Source organism: Caballeronia glebae (genome assembly GCF_001545035.1).
Taxonomy (GTDB): Bacteria; Pseudomonadota; Gammaproteobacteria; order Burkholderiales; family Burkholderiaceae; genus Caballeronia; species Caballeronia glebae.
The window spans coordinates 230,332-249,180 of the sequence record NZ_FCOJ02000002.1; the positions used below are offsets into that span (position 1 = coordinate 230,332).

General features: G+C 64.3%; 12 protein-coding genes. 10 read left to right on the forward strand and 2 right to left on the reverse strand.

Translation table 11 applies throughout. The features are described 5' to 3' along the window. Nucleotides 1-10 precede the first annotated feature (10 nt). From AWB82_RS02675 to AWB82_RS02710, 7 genes are all read left to right on the forward strand, one after another. Nucleotides 11-673, forward strand: a complete 663-nt coding sequence (locus AWB82_RS02675; protein WP_086965551.1) for a response regulator — start codon at nucleotides 11-13, stop codon at nucleotides 671-673. Continuing rightward, nucleotides 673-1,974, forward strand: coding sequence for an ATP-binding protein (locus tag AWB82_RS02680; RefSeq protein ID WP_086965553.1), 1,302 nt, complete (start codon nucleotides 673-675; stop codon nucleotides 1,972-1,974). Before AWB82_RS02675 ends, AWB82_RS02680 begins: the two co-directional genes overlap by 1 nt. A 143-nt stretch (nucleotides 1,975-2,117) precedes the next feature. After that, nucleotides 2,118-3,620 carry a DegQ family serine endoprotease gene (locus tag AWB82_RS02685; protein WP_086965555.1) on the forward strand — a complete coding sequence of 501 codons (1,503 nt, stop codon included), beginning with the start codon at nucleotides 2,118-2,120 and terminating at the stop codon, nucleotides 3,618-3,620. Nucleotides 3,621-3,761: 141 nt separating this feature from the next. Further along, a complete protein-coding gene (locus AWB82_RS02690; protein ID WP_086965557.1) occupies nucleotides 3,762-4,244 on the forward strand; it encodes a hypothetical protein in 483 nt (160 codons plus the stop codon). A gap of 1,013 nt (nucleotides 4,245-5,257) precedes the next feature. Then, nucleotides 5,258-9,943, forward strand: a complete 4,686-nt coding sequence (locus AWB82_RS02700) for an ESPR-type extended signal peptide-containing protein (protein WP_159462553.1) — start codon at nucleotides 5,258-5,260, stop codon at nucleotides 9,941-9,943. Between the two features lie 398 nt (nucleotides 9,944-10,341). Further along, a complete protein-coding gene (locus tag AWB82_RS02705) occupies nucleotides 10,342-10,719 on the forward strand; it encodes a DUF427 domain-containing protein (RefSeq protein WP_086965622.1) in 378 nt (125 codons plus the stop codon). Nucleotides 10,720-10,793: 74 nt separating this feature from the next. Next, the gene (locus AWB82_RS02710; RefSeq protein WP_086965563.1) at nucleotides 10,794-11,603 is read left to right on the forward strand and encodes a CoxG family protein; all 810 of its coding nucleotides are present in this window, start codon (nucleotides 10,794-10,796) and stop codon (nucleotides 11,601-11,603) included. 3 nt (nucleotides 11,604-11,606) lie between these two features. Here AWB82_RS02710 and AWB82_RS02715 read toward each other — a convergent pair whose 3' ends face one another. Further along, entirely contained in the window at nucleotides 11,607-12,563 is a 957-nt protein-coding gene (locus AWB82_RS02715; protein WP_086965565.1) for a helix-turn-helix domain-containing protein, read from the reverse strand. 131 nt (nucleotides 12,564-12,694) lie between these two features. On the opposite strand from AWB82_RS02715, the gene AWB82_RS02720 reads away from it, so the two are divergent. After that, the gene (locus AWB82_RS02720) at nucleotides 12,695-13,327 is read left to right on the forward strand and encodes a cysteine hydrolase family protein (protein WP_086965567.1); all 633 of its coding nucleotides are present in this window, start codon (nucleotides 12,695-12,697) and stop codon (nucleotides 13,325-13,327) included. Here the strand turns inward: AWB82_RS02720 and AWB82_RS02725 are convergent. Then, nucleotides 13,310-13,957: a TetR family transcriptional regulator gene (locus tag AWB82_RS02725; protein WP_086965568.1), complete on the reverse strand. Its 648-nt coding sequence runs from the start codon at nucleotides 13,955-13,957 to the stop codon at nucleotides 13,310-13,312. The two genes, AWB82_RS02720 and AWB82_RS02725, sit on opposite strands and share 18 nt — an antisense overlap. A gap of 443 nt (nucleotides 13,958-14,400) precedes the next feature. Here AWB82_RS02725 and AWB82_RS02730 point away from each other — a divergent pair, with 443 nt between their 5' ends. Then, nucleotides 14,401-15,669 carry an efflux RND transporter periplasmic adaptor subunit gene (locus tag AWB82_RS02730; protein WP_086965570.1) on the forward strand — a complete coding sequence of 423 codons (1,269 nt, stop codon included), beginning with the start codon at nucleotides 14,401-14,403 and terminating at the stop codon, nucleotides 15,667-15,669. Between the two features lie 15 nt (nucleotides 15,670-15,684). Continuing rightward, nucleotides 15,685-18,849: an efflux RND transporter permease subunit gene (locus AWB82_RS02735; RefSeq protein WP_086965572.1), complete on the forward strand. Its 3,165-nt coding sequence runs from the start codon at nucleotides 15,685-15,687 to the stop codon at nucleotides 18,847-18,849.

The following is an 18,849-nucleotide window of genomic DNA, read 5'->3' on the forward strand; positions in this document are numbered from 1 at the left end:
AACATGTGCCATGCGAATCCTGCTTGTCGAAGATGACCGGATGATCGCCGAAGGCGTGCGCAAAGCGCTGCGCGCGGACGGCTTCGCAGTCGACTGGGTGCAGGACGGCGAGGCGGCGCTCACGGCGGTCGCGGGCGAGCCGTACGATCTGATGCTGCTCGATCTCGGCCTGCCCAAGCGCGATGGTCTCGACGTGCTCAAGACCTTGCGCGCGCGCTCCAACTCGCTGCCGGTGCTGATCGTCACGGCGCGCGACGCTATCGCGGATCGCGTGAAAGGGCTCGACGCCGGCGCCGACGATTACCTCGTCAAGCCCTTCGATCTCGACGAACTCGGCGCGCGTATGCGTGCGCTCATCCGCCGTCACGCGGGGCGCGGCGAACCGCTCGTGCGGCACGGTGAGCTGACGCTCGATCCGGTCGGTCATCAGGTGACGCTCGCGGGCAATCCCGTCGCGCTTTCGGCGCGCGAGTTCGCGCTGCTCGAAGCACTCATGGCGCGGCCCGGCGCGGTGCTGTCGAAGAGCCAGCTCGAAGAGAAGATCTACGGCTGGGGCGAGGAAATCGGCAGCAATACGGTCGAGGTGTATATCCATTCGCTGAGAAAGAAGCTCGGCGCCGATCTCATCCGCAACGTGCGTGGCCTCGGCTACATGGTCGCGAAGGACGCCTGATGCGGTCGATCCGCCGGCAATTGCTGATCTGGCTGCTCGCGCTCGTGATCGTCGGCGTGGGCTTTGCGGGGTGGCTCATCTATCGGCAGGCGCTCGCCGAGGCCAACGAACTCTTCGACTACCAGCTTCAGCAGATCGCGGCGGCGTTGCCGTCGGAGCCGTTTTCCTCGGTGCTCAGTTCGCGCAGCGAAAGCGACGAGGGCGTCGTCATCCAGATCTGGAATCGCAACGGCGTGCTGATGTACTACTCGCATCCGCGCGTGCCGCTCGCGCCTCACGCGGAACTCGGCTTTTCCACCGAAATGACGCCGCGCGGCGAATGGCGCGTGTATAGCGCGATCGTCGGCGATAACGTCGTGCAGCTCGCGCAGCCGCTGTCGATCAGAAATCGCGTCGCGGCGGGCGTCGCGTGGCGCACGTTGTGGCCGCTCGTGCTGCTGCTGCCGCTGCTCGGGCTCGCGATCTGGATCATCGTCGGCGTCGGGCTCGCGCCTTTGCAACGCGTGACGCGCGCGCTCGATACGCGTCATCCCGAAGCGCTCGATCCGCTTTCCGACCGGCGGCTGCCGCAGGAAGTGCGGCCGGTCGTGCGCGCGTTGAATGCGCTGCTTTCGCGCTTGTCGGCCGCGCTCGACACGCAAAAAGCCTTCGTCGCGGATGCCGCGCACGAGCTTCGCACGCCGCTCGCGGCGGTGCAGATTCAGGCGCAGCTCGTCGCGCGCGCGCAAGACGACGGAACGCGGCGCGAGGCGCTCAAGGATCTGCACGAAGGCATCGCGCGCGCGACGCGGCTTGCGGAGCAATTGCTTGCGCTCGCGCGTTCGGAGCCGGATGGCAAGGCCGCGTTCGCCGCGCTCGATCTCGCGGCGCTGCTCGAATCATGCGTGCGCGGCTCTGTGCTGGTGGCGCAGGAACGCGGCGTCGATCTAGGCATCGAGGCGAGCGAGCCGGCGACCGTCGTGGGCGAGCCCGATTCGTTGCGCGTGATGTTCAACAATCTCATCGACAACGCGACGAAGTACACGCCGAAGGGCGGTCGCGTGGATGTGTGTCTCAAGACGAACGACGGTCATCCTGTCGTCGAAATCTCCGATACTGGGCCGGGCATTCCTCAAGAAGAACGAGAAAGGGTGTTCGACCGGTTTTATCGCGTGGGCGAGGGAGCGCAGCGCGCGCGCACGGACGTGTCCGGCAGCGGCCTCGGGCTCGCGATCGTGAAGCGCATCGCGGAGCAGCATGGCGTGACGGTGACGTTGGCGGAGTCGGATGCCGGCGGCCTTAAGGTTGTCGTAACGTTTTGATGCGCGCGTTCGCGATCCTTTCGAATTCAGGCCGTAGCACCAAGGGCGTGTCTTTTTTAAGAGAGCTTTAAGCGACACCCCGTAATCTTCTTTCATCGATACAGCGCGCTCTGCAAGAGCGCATTCCTCGTCAGGAGCACACGATGAAAGCGAAGATTCTCACCCGCAGCGCCGTCGCGGCGGCCGTTGCCATTGCCTTGTCGGCGGGCTACGTGGCGGGTCATAACAACGTTCCTGCACCGCAGGTCATAGCGCCCGTACAAGCTGCCGCGCTGATGCCCGCCGAAGCCGCCGCCAAGACGGGCATTCCCGACTTCTCCGGTCTCGTGGAAACCTACGGCCCGGCCGTGGTGAACATCAGCGCGAAGCACGTCGTCAAGCAGACGTCCGCGCGCCGCGGCCAGAATCAACTGCCGATGGACCCGGACGATCCCCTCTATCAGTTCTTCAAGCGCTTCGGCGGCATGCCCGGCTTCGGCGGCGGCGATGGCGGCCCGAACGCGGATCGTCCGAGCGAAGGCCTCGGCTCCGGTTTCATCGTGAGCAGCGACGGCTATATCCTCACGAACGCGCACGTCGTCGACAACGCGAATATCGTCACCGTGAAGCTCACGGACAAGCGCGAATACCGCGCGAAGGTCATCGGCGCGGACAAACAATCGGACGTCGCCGTGCTCAAGATCGAGGCGAAGAATCTGCCGACGGTGAAGATCGGCGATCCCAACGGCAGCAAGGTCGGGCAGTGGGTCGTCGCGATCGGCTCGCCTTACGGATTCGACAACACCGTGACCTCGGGCATCATCAGCGCGAAGTCGCGCGCGCTGCCCAACGAGAACTACACGCCGTTCATCCAGACCGACGTGCCGGTGAATCCGGGCAACTCGGGCGGCCCGCTCTTCAATCTGCAAGGCGAAGTGATTGGCATCAATTCGATGATCTATTCGCAGACGGGCGGCTTCCAGGGACTTTCGTTCGCTATCCCGATCAATGAGGCGATCAAGGTCAAGGACGCGCTCATCAAGACGGGTCACGTGGATCGCGGCCGCATCGGCGTGACGGTGCAGGGCATGAACCAGACGCTCGCGAACTCGTTCGGCATGAAGTCGCCGCAGGGCGCGCTCGTGAGTTCGGTCGAACCGGGCGGACCGGCCGCGAAGGCGGGCCTGCAACCGGGCGACGTGATCACCGCGCTGAACGGCGAGCCGGTGGGCGATTCGACCTCGCTGCCTTCGCTGGTCGCGGGTCTGGCGCCGGGCACATCGGCGAAGGTCACGGTGTGGCGCGACAAGGGCGCGAAGGAACTCAGCGTGACCATCGGCGCGCTGAAGGATGCGAAGACCGCCAGCGCGAACGCGGGCGACGACGGCGCGTCGGCGCAGGACGCGCGCCTCGGCGTCGCGGTGCGCCCGCTCACGCCGGAGGAGAAGCAGAACGATTCGCTCTCGCGCGGCCTGCTCGTGCAGCAGGCGGGCGGCGCGGCGGCGAACGCGGGCATCCAGCCGGGCGACGTGATCCTTGCCGTGAACGGCCAGCCGGTTACATCGGTGCAGCAGTTGAAGTCGATGGTTCAGCACGCGGGCGACAGCATCGCGCTCCTGATCCAGCGCGACGACGCGCAGATCTTCGTGCCCGTCGATCTCGGTTGACGCGGTTGCGTCGGCATGCGCGATGCGGGCACGAACCATGCTCCACGGTTTCCTGGTGCCCCATCGCGTGAGATCGACGCATCGGGCGTGACGCCGCCGGCGCTTTGCGGGCGCGGCGGCATCGGACAAAGGAGCGGAAATATGACGAGCAGAACTACGGGGAAGCTGGCAGCCGCGCTTCTCGTTGCGGCGGTGAGCGCGGGCATGACGGGCGGCGCTTGGGCGCAAACGACGGGCGGCACCGCTTCCGATTCGTCGAGCGCCGGCAACACCAACGGCGGCGGCCTGCCGCAGATTCAGCAGCAGGGCGACGTTTCGTACACGTCCGGCGGCGTGGGACTCGACGAATCGCACGCATTGTTGCGTGAACAGGCGCACTGGCCGCTGTCGTTGCGCTTCACGGGCCCGACCGCGGATTATCTGTCGGGCGTGAACGTGCGCATCGTCGGCGGCAAGGGCGGCGAAGTGCTTTCCACCGAGTCGATGGGACCGTACATGCTCGTCAAGCTGCCGCCGGGCAGCTATACGGTCTACGCGAAGTACAAGGATCAAGAGAAAAAGCAGGCGGTGACGGTCGCCGGGCCGGGTAAGGCGAAGGCGGCGTTCCACTGGAACATTCAGTAAGCGCGGGTTTCGGAGCGCGAGGGCACGGCGCATCGGAGGCGCTCACTCTCGCATCGAAGATGTTTCAGAAATAAGCCACGGGCATCGACTTTCAGGGTCGAAGGTTCGTGGCTTTTTTGCTTTCTGACCTGCGGCTGCCGCCCGAATTATGGCCGTCCGTCCGCGACTTGAATGCGTCGCTCGCGCGTTCGCCGGGCTTGCTCGATGTGCGGAAAAACTTCGTCACCGATGCGGCGTATGAACCCCGCGCGCGCTCGCAACCGCGCGGGTATCGGCTCAATTCGTCGCGCGTCCGCAGAACGATGCGACGCGCTCGCCGGCTTGCGTGAAGGGCATCGCGCGGATTGGGCCGAAGCGGACCGCAAGATTTCGCATGCGCGGTCGATCTCCAGGCACGCCTCGACGACCGAGTACGCGCGCGACTGGCTCGCTCGTTGAGTTTGAAGACTGACGCGAACGCGTGTCCGCGGATTGCGTCGAGACGCGAAGATCGCAGGGTGCGCGCGCCTTTCGAAGAATAGGCTCGCGATCGGTACGCAGTCGGTGATCGTTGGCAGCGCGCTGGCTCGGCAATCGCATAACGATCGCAAAAAACTGCCTTCAGGCCGACATTGAATTGAGGCCGAGACTCTGATGGCCGGTTCACCTCATCGCGCAATCAGATTGAAATTTGCTCCCATCTAAAAATAAAAAAATCGCAAATTGCCAATAAGAAATACCTGAATTAATTCTAAAAAGTTTTGCGTCTTTTAGGACGCAGCCTACTGTCTGCTAATAGGCAGATATATATAGTCCAATTTCAAGATAAATCGCGTTAGTGCCAGTAATAGTCGCCTCGTAGCGAAGTACGAAAGCCGCCTGACATCGCCGGAATTCAGTTTCCTGCTCGTATTCAGCGGGCATTCGGGATGGTCCGCTACAGGTCGACCTATTACTTCCAATTACCTCCAATTCGGGTGGCTTGGAAAAGCGATTTCATAACGCCACTCCACTACTTGAGTACTTCGACTGCCATGAACAAGATCTATCGCATCGTTTGGAATTGCGCAACCGGCGGCTGGGCCGTCGCCTCGGAAACAGCAAAAGGCCGCACGAAGTCGTCGGGTCGTACTCATGCGGTGCGAAGGAATACGCTGCTGAAATCGGCGATTGCTCTCGGCTCTGTCATATTCAGTGGCGGCGCCTTCGCAGACGCCTCCGTAGGCTACGAATACGGCGGCACCGACTACTGTGCCCACGCGGGCAGCACGCTAAGCGCGACAGGCTGTTCATCCTGGGGCCCGACGGTGACGAATTTCACGGGCGCCAACATTTCCTACTTGTCGGGCGACTCCACCGGCGCGACGGGCGGCGTGTGGGCAGCGGACAACAACGCGGGGATTTGGTACGGCAGCGGTGCCAACGGCACCAACCGTCTGTACCTGAATTCAACTGGGACGACCATCCAAGGCCCGGGAATCACGCTTAACTCCGCTAGCGGCGTGAACATGTCGTCCACCCAGATGCACAACCTGGCCGCGGGCACGGCGGCGACGGATGCGACGAATGTTTCGCAGATCACGCCGATCGTCTCCGCACTGGGCGGAGGCGCGACGTTCAACAGCGGCACGGGCGCCGTGACGGGTCCGAGCTATGCGCTGAGCAATGCCAACATCATCGCCGGCACGAGTGGCGCGGCGACGGACGTCGGCATGGGCTTCGGCAAGGTCGACGCGGCCCTGGGCTCGCTCAACAGCAGCATCACGAATATCAACAACGGTGGTGGCATCAAGTATTTCCGCATCAACTCGGCGCTGCCGGACTCGGTGAACTACGCCTCCGATAGCATCGCCGTCGGTGGCGGCGCCATCGCAGGTGTCGCTGGTCGTGGCTACGCGCAAATCGTCGCCATTGGCGCGAATACAAAGGCAACCGGTGCTGGCGCAATTACCCTCGGTGGCGGCGCGACGACCATTGATGGTTATTTGCCTAACTCGGGTAGCCTGATGGCCATCGGCTACAACGCCACGAGTAGTTACGGGCACTCGATTGCCATCGGCGCTAACGCGGTGGTCACCCCGGCAACCAATCTCTCGAACGGCCTGGGTTATGCCACGGGCTTAGGTGACGGCGTGTTGGTGACACAGGCCGGTGGCACGGCGACGGGCGCCAACTCATCGGTAACGGCAGCCTACGGTTCGGCTTTCGGCTATGCCGCCGCGACGTCGAGTAACAACGCGACCGCCGTGGGCGTGCAAAGCTCGGCCGCCGGTGCCGCAACTGTGGCCGTGGGCAGTAACGCCAAAACGGTGAATGACTATGCGATCGCCATCGGCAATGCCGCCCAAGCCAAAAGCGTCGGTGACGTGGCGCTGGGTGCGTCAGCCTCGGCGGACAACGGCGGCGGCAACAGCGGCTCCAATTACGCCACGGCGCTGGGCGCCAATGCAACGGTGTCGGCCGGCAATGGCACGGCCGTGGGTAACGCCGCCAAGAGCACGGCTTCCAATGGCCTGGCGCTGGGCGCACTCGCCTCTGCATCGTCGGCCAACAGCGTGGCGCTGGGCAGCAACTCCACGACCACGGCCAATTTGACCATCGCCGGTTACAACCCTGGCGCCGGCACGCTGTCGGGCATCGCCTCGACCGCCAATGGCGAAGTGTCGCTAGGTTCCAGCGGCAAGGAGCGCCGTCTGACCAACGTGGCCGCCGGCGCGAGCGCGACCGATGCGGTCAACGTCAGCCAGTTGCAGTCCGAGGTTGCCAAGGTCAATAACGTCGGCACCACCACAGCCACGGCTCTGGGCGGCGGCGCCAACTACAACACCACGACCGGCGCCCTCACGGGTCCGAGCTATGCGCTGGGCAATGCCAACAGCATCGCCGGAACGAGTGGCGCGGCGACGGATGTCGGCACGGGCTTCGGCAAGGTCGATGCGGCCCTGGGCAAGCTGAACACTTCGGCGACGACCGCGCAGTCGACGGCCGATGCGGCCAACACGACGGCAAACAAAGGTTGGAACCTGAGCACCGACGGCGGTGCTTCCTCGCAGAACATTGCTCCGGGCGCTACGGCGAACTTCGCGGCCGGCACGAACGCCACCGTCACTCGCAGCGGCAACACGGTGACAGTGGGCGTGGTCGCCAATCCGACGTTTGCGGGCATGGTGACGGCCAATGGCGGCCTTACCGTGAGCGCAGGCCAAACGGTCAACATGGGTGGCAACAAGGTCAACAATGTCGCCGCCGGCGTGGCCGCGACAGACGCGGTGAACATGTCGCAACTCAATGCGACGAACGCCGCGGTGACGCAGAACACGACGGATATCGCGACTAACACGACGAACATCGCCGGTAACACGACGTCGATCAACGACATCAATAACCAGATCAACAACGGCACGATCGGTCTGGTGCAGCAGGCTGCGCCGGGTGCGGACCTGACGGTGGGCAAGAACACCGACGGCAAGGCGGTGGACTTCGCCGATGTGAACGGCAACGCGCGCACACTGAAGAGCGTGAAAGCGGGTGTGGCGGACACCGACGCGGTGAACATGTCGCAGTTGAACACGACGAACGCAGCGGTCGCGCAGAACACGACGGATATTGCGACTAACACGACGAACATCGCGACTAACACGACGGACATCGCGACTAACACGACGAACATCGCGGGTAACACGACGTCGATCAACGACATCAATAACCAGATCAACAACGGCACGATCGGTTTGGTGCAGCAGGCTGCGCCGGGTGCGGACCTGACGGTGGGCAAGAACACCGACGGCAAGGCGGTGGACTTCGCCGATGTGAGCGGCAACGCGCGCACACTGAAGAGCGTGAAAGCGGGCGTGGCGGACACCGACGCGGTGAACATGTCGCAGTTGAACACGACGAACGCAGCGGTGACGCAGAACACGACGGACATCGCCGGTAACACGACGTCGATCAACGACATCAATAACCAGATCAACAACGGCACGATTGGTCTGGTGCAGCAGGCTGCGCCGGGTGCGGACCTGACGGTGGGCAAGAACACCGACGGCAAGGCGGTGGACTTCGCCGATGTGAGCGGCAACGCGCGCACGCTGAAGAGCGTGAAAGCGGGCGTGGCGGACACTGACGCGGTGAACATGTCGCAGTTGAACACGACGAATGCCGCGGTCGCGCAGAACACAACCGATATCGCGACTAACACGACGAACATCGCGGGTAACACGACGTCGATCAACGACATCAATAACCAGATCAACAACGGCACGATCGGTCTGGTGCAGCAGGCTGCGCCGGGTGCGGACCTGACGGTGGGCAAGAACACCGACGGCAAGGCGGTGGACTTCGCCGATGTGAACGGCAACGCGCGCGCGCTGAAGAGCGTGAAAGCGGGTGTGGCGGACACTGACGCGGTGAACATGTCGCAGTTGAACACGACGAACGCAGCGGTCGCGCAGAACACGACGGACATCGCCGGTAACACGACGTCGATCAACGACATCAATAACCAGATCAACAACGGTGCGATCGGTCTGGTGCAGCAGGATGCGATCACGCGCAACATCAACGTCGCCCAGAACACGGACGGTACAGTCGTGAACTTTGCGGGTCTGTCGGGTGCGCGCGTGCTGGACGGCGTCGCGGCGGGAGCGGTGACGAGCGCCAGCAAGCAGGCGGTCAACGGCTCGCAACTTTACGCGCTGGCCAGCTCGACGGCTTCGGCGATGGGCGGCGGCTCGACGGTGAACAGCGACGGCTCCGTCACCGCGCCGACGTACACCGTCAACGGCAACGTCGTGAACAACGTAGGCGACGCGATTTCGAACATCGATGCCCGTACGACGCAAAACACGACGGACATCGCGAACATCGGCGCCAGCGTGACGCAAAATACGACGAACATCGCGAACCTGACGACCAACGTTGCCAACAACACCACGCAGATCGCGCAGAACACGACGGACATTGCGGACATCAACAATCAGATCAACAGCGGCACGATCGGATTGGTGCAGCAAGACGCGAACTCGCGCACGATCACGGTGGCGAAGAACACGGACGGCACGGTCGTCGACATGACGGGCACCCAGGGCGCTCGCACGGTAACGGGTGTGGCGGCCGGCACGCTCGCGGCGGACAGCACGGACGCGGTCAACGGCTCGCAGTTGTACGCGACCAACCAGCAAGTGACCAACCTCTCGACGCTTGTCCAGAACGTCTCGGGCGCCAACTCGGTCCTGGCCTCCGACAAGACTGACACGCCTGCGGTGGCGAGCGGTTCCGGTTCGACTGCCATCGGTAACGGTGCGAATGCCTCGGGTGCGAACTCGGTTGCGCTCGGCAGCGGCTCGGTTGCCGATCAGGACAATACCGTCTCCGTGGGCTCGCAAGGCAACGAGCGTCGAATCACGAACGTGGCGCCGGGCGTCAATGGCACCGATGCGGCGAACATGAACCAGGTGGCTTCGGTGCAAAGCAGCGTCAACTCGGTGGCGCGTGCTGCGTACTCCGGCGTCGCGGCCGCGATGGCCATGCCGAATCTCACGCCGCGCGAACCGGGCAAGACGATCGTGGCAGCGGGTGTTGCGAACTACAAGGGCTATACGGCAATGGGTGTCGGCGGTACCTATCGTTCGCAAGACAGCCGCTGGCTGGTGAACGGTGCGCTGTCGCTCACGCCGCATGGCGATACGGGTGTCCGCGCTCAAGTGGGCTACGAGTTCTAAGCACGGACTCCAGGCAACGCAAGCAAGCAGCAGGCAGCAAGCAGCAAGCAGCAAGCACGCCGCAGCAGCAACGTGGCATTCAGAGGGGCGGTTGTCCGGAAAGGGCGGCCGCCCCTTTTTTCATGTCGTCGCAGCGGCTGTCGGCGATCGCGGAGCGGGCACGAAGCATGCCCAAGGATCGCGAGAAGATGCAGGCGGTGACGGTCGCCCGGCCGGGCAAGGCAAAGGCGGCGTTTCACTGGAACATTCAGCAAGCGCGGGCGTCGAAAGGGAAACGCCCGGGCCATCGAAAGCGCTCACGCAGCATCGGAAGTTTGTCTCATAATCAAGCCACAGGTGTCTCGATGACTCGTGGCTTTTTCTTGGGATATCGGTTCTCACGCGGGAGGGGCGGCACGATGGGCACGGATCTGAACGACGGGCACGAAACGGCGCATCACATCGAGATCACGCTGAACGGGCGGCGCTGCCGCGTGATTCATCAGGGCGTGACTTACGCCGACACGCACGCGTCTCTCACGCTCATCGAGCAAGGCGTGGAAAAGGTGCACTATTTTCCGCGCGCCGACGTGAACATGGCGCGCCTGGAACGCTCGATTCACATCACGCATTGCCCGATGAAGGGCCAGGCGACGCACTATCATCTGCTGACCGAGGACGGCCCGGTCGAGAACGCCGCGTGGAGCTACGAGTCGCCGCTCGACGCCGCCGTGAAAATCAGCGGCTATCTCGCGTTTTACGGTTCGCGCGTCGATCGCATCGACGAAACGTCCTAGGCGCGCAGCCGAACAGACACGCCCCAGCCGCTCAGCCATAACGAACGCATGCGATCCTTGCCCCGGAGGCTCGAATGGAAGTCACCGATGCGTTGTGCGTTCCGCTCGAACCGGCGCACGTTCGCGAGGCGCTCTCCGATATCGCGTTGCTGCGCGCGAGCCTCGACAATTGCGAATCGTTTACGCGCACGCCCGGCGGCGAGTATGTCCTCACGCTGATCGTGCCACTCGGCGCGCTGCGGGCGCGCTACGAAATCCGCGCGCACGACGCCGGGCGCACGCGTCAGGCGGCGCATGCGGCGGGCGAAGGCGAGGGCGACGGCGACGGCGACGAATCGCAGGATGGTGCCTACGCGCGCACGCTGAGCTTCAAGGCGCGCGGCGAAGGCGTCGGCTCGTTGCGCGGGCAGATCGCGGTCGCGCTGAATCCCGACGACGACGGCGCCGCGACCTGGATCGAATACACCGTCTGGGCGACGGTATCAGGACCGCTCGCCGGCTTGCCCGCGCGTCAGATCGAGAACGCGTTGCGCGAGGGCGCCGACGACTTCTTCGCCGAGTTTTGCGAAGTGGTGCGCGCGAAGCACGGCTTGCCGTCGATGCGCGCGGCGGGCGAAAGCGCCGAGCGCCGGCATGTGTTTTTGCGGCCGGGCGCGATGTCGGCTGCGTTCTCGCGTCGCTCGGGCGCGATGCGCGCGCCTTCCGCCGATGCCCACGCGAGCGGCGTGTTGCGGCATCGGCTGCACGGACACGGTTTCGTGCATCGCGAGCGCGATCATTCACAAGATCCGCATCCGCTCGGCCTGCCCGTGTGGGCGTGGGCGGCGATGCTCGTGTGCATCGCGCTGTTCGCGTATTTCGCGCAGCACGTCGGACTGCAATAGCGCTCACGCACCCCGGAACGCCCGTCGATAAGCCGATGGCGACGTCTTCAGCGTCTGCGCGAACTGCTGGCGCAACGTCGCGCCGGTGCGAAAGCCGCTTTGTTCCGCGATGCGATCGATCGGCAGATCGGTGTCTTCGAGCAGCCGCTGCGCGAACGCGACACGCTGCCCGATGAGCCACGCGCCAACCGTCGTTCCCGTCGTGTCCCGAAAGCGCCGCGTAAAGTTGCGGCGGCTCATGGCCATGCGCGCGGCGAGCGCGTCGAGCGAATGGTCCGTTTGCAGATTCGCGCGCAGCCAGTCGAGCAGCCCGGCGAGCCTTTCGCCGTGCGCGCGCTCGGGAACCGGCTCGTCGATGAACTGCGCCTGCGAACCCTGCCGATGCGGCGCCACCACGAGCCGCCGCGCGACCTGATTTGCCGCGTGCGATCCGACGAGCTTGCGCAGCACGTGCAGGCAACAATCGAGTCCGGCCGCGGTGCCGGCGGAGGTCGTGATGTTGCCGTCGTCGATATAGAGCACGTTCGGATCGAGCCGCACGCGCGGATGACGGCGCGCGAAATCGTCGGCGAACGCCCAGTGCGTCGTGGCCGCGCGGCCGTCGAGCAGGCCAGCCGCCGCGAGCACGTACGAGCCGAGACACAGTCCGACGATCTGCGCGCCGCGTGCGTGCGCCGCGCGAAGCGCGTCGAGCAGCGCTTCAGGCGGCGTTTCGGCGGGATCGCGCCACGACGGCACGATGATCACGTCGGCGGCGGCGAGATCGTCGAGCGAATGGCGGGCCGCGATCGAGAAGCCCGCCGATGTCGCGAGCGCATGCGGCTCGGCCGCGCAGACGCGAAAGTCGAACGACGGCACGCCCAATTCGCCGCGCTCCTCGCCGAACACGATGCACGGCACGGCGAGATGAAACGGGCTGATGCGGTCGAACGCGACGACGGCGATCGAATGGCGATTCATGACGTGACACCGGAAGAAGTTCGAATCCGGTTATTTTGGCCCGATTCCGGCGAAGATTGGCAATCGGGCCACTTCTGGCTGTCTCGCAGGCGCGGCGACAATGCTTCGACCCAAACCTGAAGGAGCTGACCATGCCGCGCCGCGCCCTGATCGTCATCGACGTGCAGAACGAGTATGTCGAAGGCAACTTGCTGATCGAATATCCGGATGTGAACGTGTCGCTCGCCAATATCGCCCGGGCGATGGACGCCGCCGCCAGGCACGGCGTGCCGGTCGTCGTCGTGCAGAATTTCGCGCCGGCGAGCGCGCCGATCTTCGCGCGCGGGTCCGCAATGGCCGACTTGCACGAAACGGTGGGCTCGCGCCCGCGCGCGCACTACGTCGAAAAATCGCTGCCGAGCGCGTTCGCCGGCACCGATCTCGCCGACTGGCTGAGCGCGCACGACATCGACACGATCACGATCGCGGGCTACATGACGCACAACTGCGACGATTCGACCGTGAAGCACGCGGTGCATGCCGGTCTCGCGGTGGAATTCCTCGTGGATGCAAGCGGCGCCGTGCCCTACGAAAACAGTGCGGGCCGCGCCAGCGCGGAAGAGATCCATCGCGTGTTCACGGTGGTGATGCAGTCGCGCTTCGCCGCCGTGCTCCGCACCGACGAATGGATCGGCGCGCTGGAAACCGGCGAGCCGCCCGCGCGCGACAACATCTACGCATCGAACCAGCGGGCGCGTGCGGCAAGTTCAGGCGCCGGCCGGTGACAGCAGCAGCGCCGGACTGCAACGCAAGGCGTCGAAGCACGCGTCGATGAGCGCTTCGGCGTCGCGCTCGGGATGCACGATGTCCGGCAGCATCAGCGAATCGTGCAGGATGCCGGTGAAAAGGCAGTGCAGCATGGTCGTCGCGCGGCCCGTGTCGAGCGTCGCGGGAAGCTGCTTCTTTTCGACGGCGTTGCGCAGCGCGCGCTCGATGCGCTCCATGCCGTCGCGCATGTTGTTCTGATGCCGCTCGCGCACCGGTCCCATTTCCTCGACGAACTCGCATTTCATGAAGAGGATGTCGAAGACGCGGCGGCGCTGCTCGTCGGTCGTGATATTGCGCATGCACCAGATGAACAGGTCGCGAAGGCGCGCGAGCGGGTCTTCTTCCTTGCCGTCGAGCGTCGTTTCGACGAGTTCGTCGAGCGGCAGCAAGCTGCGGTCGAACATCGCGTTGAACAGATCGCCCTTGTTGGCGAAATGCCAGTAGATCGCGCCGCGCGTCACGCCCGCCGCCTGCGCGATATCCGCGAGCGTCGTGCGCGACACGCCCTTCTCGTAGAAGACGCGCTCGGCTGCGTCGAGCACCCGGTTGCGCGTCGCCTGCGCTTCTTCCTTGGTTCGTCTGACCATATCCTGCGGCCTTTGGCCGTCTGCTCCTGCTACTGCTGTTGAAGGACCGCTTTTTAGCGGTCTTGTCGAAGATTCGTCTAACGCAATCGATTCCCCGAGGCGGTTTTTTCTCGCCTCCTATGGGGATAAACACGTACAGTTTTTTACATTCATCCACGAATGTATATACAATACCACCCGTTTACGAATATTCACAAATTCATCCGGCGGGCGGATTTCGAATAAGCTTTCCGTTCCATTGCCCGTTCTGGCCGTCCTGGTCACGGGCGACGCCTCCGAGCGTCGCGCACGGGCATGAGGCGCCGCCCGCAGCTGGCGGCGCCGCCCACTCGTCGGACAAGTTGGTGTATTCGCAGCGTCCTCGGGACGCTCGTGCGCGGCGTTGCCCGGGGAAGGCCGCCGCGTACCCAAATTCACTCTCAGTCTTAGACAGAGGTCGCTCCATGCGCGTCGAACGGGTTCCACTCCGCTTAATCACCGCCGCGACGGCTGCCGTTTTCCTGGCAGCGTGCGGGCAAAAACAATCAGCGCCTCCGCCGCAAACGCCCGAAGTAGGCATCGTCACCGTGCAGCCGACGAGCGTGCCGGTCATCGCCGATTTGCCGGGCCGCACCAGTGCCTACCTCGTCGCGCAAGTGCGCGCCCGGGTCGACGGCATCGTGCTGCGCCGTGAATTCACGGAAGGCTCCGAGGTCAAGGCCGGTCAGCGGCTCTACAAGATCGATCCGGCGCCGTACATCGCGACGCTGAACAACGCCAAGGCGACGCTCGCGAAGGCGCAGGCGAACGTCGCGTCGCAGAACGCGCTCGTGTCGCGCTACAAGATTCTCGTCGCGGCCAATGCCGTGTCGAAGCAGGATTACGACAACGCCGTAGCCGCGCAGGGCCAGGCCGTGGCGGATGTCGCCGCGGGCAAGGCATCGGTCGATACCGCGCAGATCAACCTCGGCTACACCGACGTCGTCTCGCCGATCACCGGCCGCACCGGTCTGTCGCAGGTCACGCCGGGCGCATACGTCCAGGCGAGCGCCGCGACGCTGCTCACGACCGTGCAGCAACTCGATCCGATCTACGTCGATCTGACGCAATCGAGTGTCGAGGGCCTGCAACTGCGTCGGCAGGTTCAGGAAGGGCGCCTCCAGACCGAAGGCATTCACGCCGCGAAGGTCACGCTCACGCTCGAAGACGGCCGCACTTACACCGAGCAGGGCAAGCTGCAGTTCTCCGACGTGAGCGTCGATCAGAGCACCGGTTCCGTGACCGTGCGCGCAATCTTCCAGAACAAGGATCGCGTGCTGCTGCCGGGCATGTTCGTGCGCGCGCGCATTCAGGAAGGCATGAACGACCACGCGCTTGTCGTGCCGCAGATCGGCGTCACGCATGACCAGAAGGGCACGCCGACCGCGCTCGTCGTCAACAAGGACGACAAGGTCGAACTGCGCCAGCTCGCTACGGGCGGCACCTTCGGCAACAACTGGGTGGTCGACAGCGGCCTGAAGCCCGGCGATCGCGTGATCGTGAACGGCGTCGAGAAGGCGAAGCCCGGCATGCAGGTGAAGCCGGTCGACGCGAAATTCCCCTACCCGGTAGCCGCCTCGGACGCGCAGGCGGCGCAAGCGCCGGCCGCATCGGGCGCCGCTTCAGCGAATGCCGGCGGCGCGAGCGCTGCGCCGGCCGCATCGTCCGCCGCCGCCGCATCGGGCGCGCAATAAAAGGGAGCCTGTTACATGGCAAAGTTTTTTATCGATCGACCGATCTTCGCGTGGGTGATCGCGATCATCCTGATGCTTGCGGGGATGGCGTCGATCTTCACGCTGCCGGTCGCGCAGTATCCGACCATCGCGCCGCCTGCGATCCAGATCAGCGCGACGTACCCGGGCGCATCCGCGAGCACCGTCGAAAACACGGTGACGCAGGTGATCGAGCAGCAGATGACCGGCCTCGACCACTTGCTTTACCTGTCGTCGACCTCCGATGACTCGGGCACCGCCACCGTCACGCTGACGTTCGCGGCGGGCACGAACCCGGACATCGCGCAGGTGCAGGTGCAGAACAAGCTGCAGCTCGCGACGCCGCTGCTTCCGCAAGTTGTGCAGCAGTTGGGCACGAAGGTCACGAAATCGAGTTCGAGCTTCCTGCTCGTGCTCGCGTTCGTGTCCGAAGACGGCAGCATGAGCAAGTACGACCTCGCGAACTTCGTGGCGTCGAACGTGGCGGACCCGCTCTCGCGTATCGACGGTGTCGGCACGACGACGCTGTTCGGCTCGCAGTACGCAATGCGCGTCTGGCTCGATGCGACCAAGCTCACGAACTTCGCGCTCACGCCTGTCGACGTGAAGAACGCCATCACGAACCAGAACGTGCAGGTGGCGGCGGGCGGGCTCGGCGGCACGCCCGCGGTGCCGGGGCAAATGCTCCAGGCAACCATCACGGAGGCGACGCTGCTGCGCACGCCGGAGCAGTTCGGCAACATCCTGCTGAAGGTGAATCAGGACGGCTCGCGCGTGTTGCTGAAGGACGTTTCGAGGATCGAACTCGGCGGCGAAAACTACAACTTCGATACGAAGTACAACGGGCAGCCGACCGCCGGCTTCGGTATTCAGCTCGCCACGGGCGCGAACGCGCTGCAGACGGCGAAGCTCGTGCGCCAGAAGATCGACGATCTGTCGAAGTACTTCCCGCACGGTCTCGTGGTGAAGTATCCGTATGACACGACGCCGTTCGTGCGCCTCTCGATCGAGGAAGTGGTCAAGACGCTGATCGAAGGCATCGTGCTCGTGTTCCTCGTGATGTATCTGTTCCTGCAGAACCTGCGGGCGACGATCATCCCGACGATCGCGGTGCCGGTTGTTCTGCTCGGCACGTTCGCGATCATGTCGGCGGTGGGCTTCTCGATCAACGTGCTGTCGATGTTCGGTCTCGTGCTGGCGATCGGCCTGCTGGTGGACGACGCGATCGTGGTCGTGGAGAACGTCGAGCGGGTGATGTCGGAAGAGCATTTATCGCCGCGCGAGGCGACCCGCAAGGCGATGGACCAGATCACCGGCGCGCTGGTCGGCGTGGCGCTCGTGTTGTCGGCGGTGTTCGTGCCGGTGGCGTTCTCGGGCGGCTCGGTCGGCGCGATCTATCGGCAGTTCTCGCTGACGATCGTCGCTGCCATGGTGCTCTCCGTGATGGTCGCGCTGATTCTCACGCCGGCGCTGTGCGCGACGATCCTGAAGCCGCATCCGGAAGGGCATCAGCCTGAGAAGAAGGGCTTCTTCGGCTGGTTCAACCGCACTTTCAACAAGAGCCAGGAGAAGTATCACAGCGGCGTGCAGCACGTCATTCGCCGCTCGGGACGCTGGCTGATCATCTATATCGTCGTGATCGTCGCGGTGGGCATGCTGTTCCTGCGTCTGCCGAAGTCGTTCCTGCCCGACGAAGACCAGGGCACGATGTTCGTGCTGGTGAACGCGCCGTCCGGTTCCACGCAGGAGTACACCGCGCACGTGTTGAAGGACGTGCAGGAGTATCTGCTGAAGGACGAGAAGTCGATCGTCGAATCGGTGTTCACGGTGAACGGCTTCTCGTTCGCGGGTCGCGGCCAGAACTCCGGTCTCGTGTTCGTGCGCATGAAGGACTATGCGGACCGCCAGCACAGCGACCAGAAGGTCCAGGCGCTCGTCGGACGGATGTTCATGCACTTCGCGCCGTACAAGGACGCGATGATCTTCCCGGTCAATCCGCCTTCGATTCCGGAACTCGGCACGGCGGCGGGCTTCGACTTCGAGTTGCAGGATCGCGGCGGCCTCGGCCACGCGAAGCTGATGGAAGCGCGCAACATGCTGCTCGGCATGGCCGCGAAGGACCCGACGCTCGCGCAGGTGCGTCCGAACGGCCTGAACGACACGCCGCAGTTCAAGGTGAACGTCGATCGCGAGAAGGCGAGCGCGCTCGGCGTCGCTGTGTCGGACATCGATCAGACATTCTCGATCGCGTGGGCGTCGCAGTACGTGAACAACTTCCTCGACGTCGACAACCGGATCAAGAAGGTCTACGTGCAGGGCGACGGTCCGTTCCGCATGAATCCGGACGATCTGAACAAGTGGTACGTGCGCAATGGCGCGGGAACGATGGTGCCGTTCGGCGCGTTCGCGACGGGCAACTGGACCTACGGTTCGCCGAAGCTCGAACGCTACAACGGCATCTCGGCGGTGGAAATCCAGGGCGCGGCCGCGGCCGGCAAGTCGACCGGTCAGGCGATGACCGCGATGGAAGCGATCGCGGCGAAGCTGCCGGCGGGCATCGGCTACGAATGGACGGGTCTGTCGTATCAGGAGCGCCAGTCGGGTTCGCAGGCGCCGATTCTTTACGGCATCTCGATTCTCGTCGTGTTCCTGTGTCTCGCGGCGCTGTATGAAAGCTGGTCGATTCCGTTCTCGGTCATCATGGTCGTGCCGCTCGGCGTGCTGGGCGCGCTGCTCGCGGCAACGCTGCGCGGTCTGGAAAACGACGTGTTCTTCCAGGTCGGCCTGTTGACGACGGTGGGTCTCTCGGCGAAGAACGCGATTCTGATCGTGGAATTCGCGCGGGATCTGCGCATCCAGGGCATGTCGACGGTGGAAGCCGCGATGGAAGCGGCGCGGCTGCGGCTGCGCCCGATCCTGATGACCTCGCTCGCGTTCATTCTCGGCGTGATGCCGCTCGCGATCAGTAACGGCGCGGGCTCGGCGAGCCAGCACGCGATCGGCACCGGCGTGATCGGCGGCATGTTGACCGCGACCTTCCTCGCCATCTTCATGATCCCGATGTTCTTCGTGGTTATCAGCAAGTTCAGCAAGGGCAAGGATGTACCGGCACCGGGTTCGTCCGGCGAGATCGAAGGCACGAACGGTAAGGAAGGACACTGA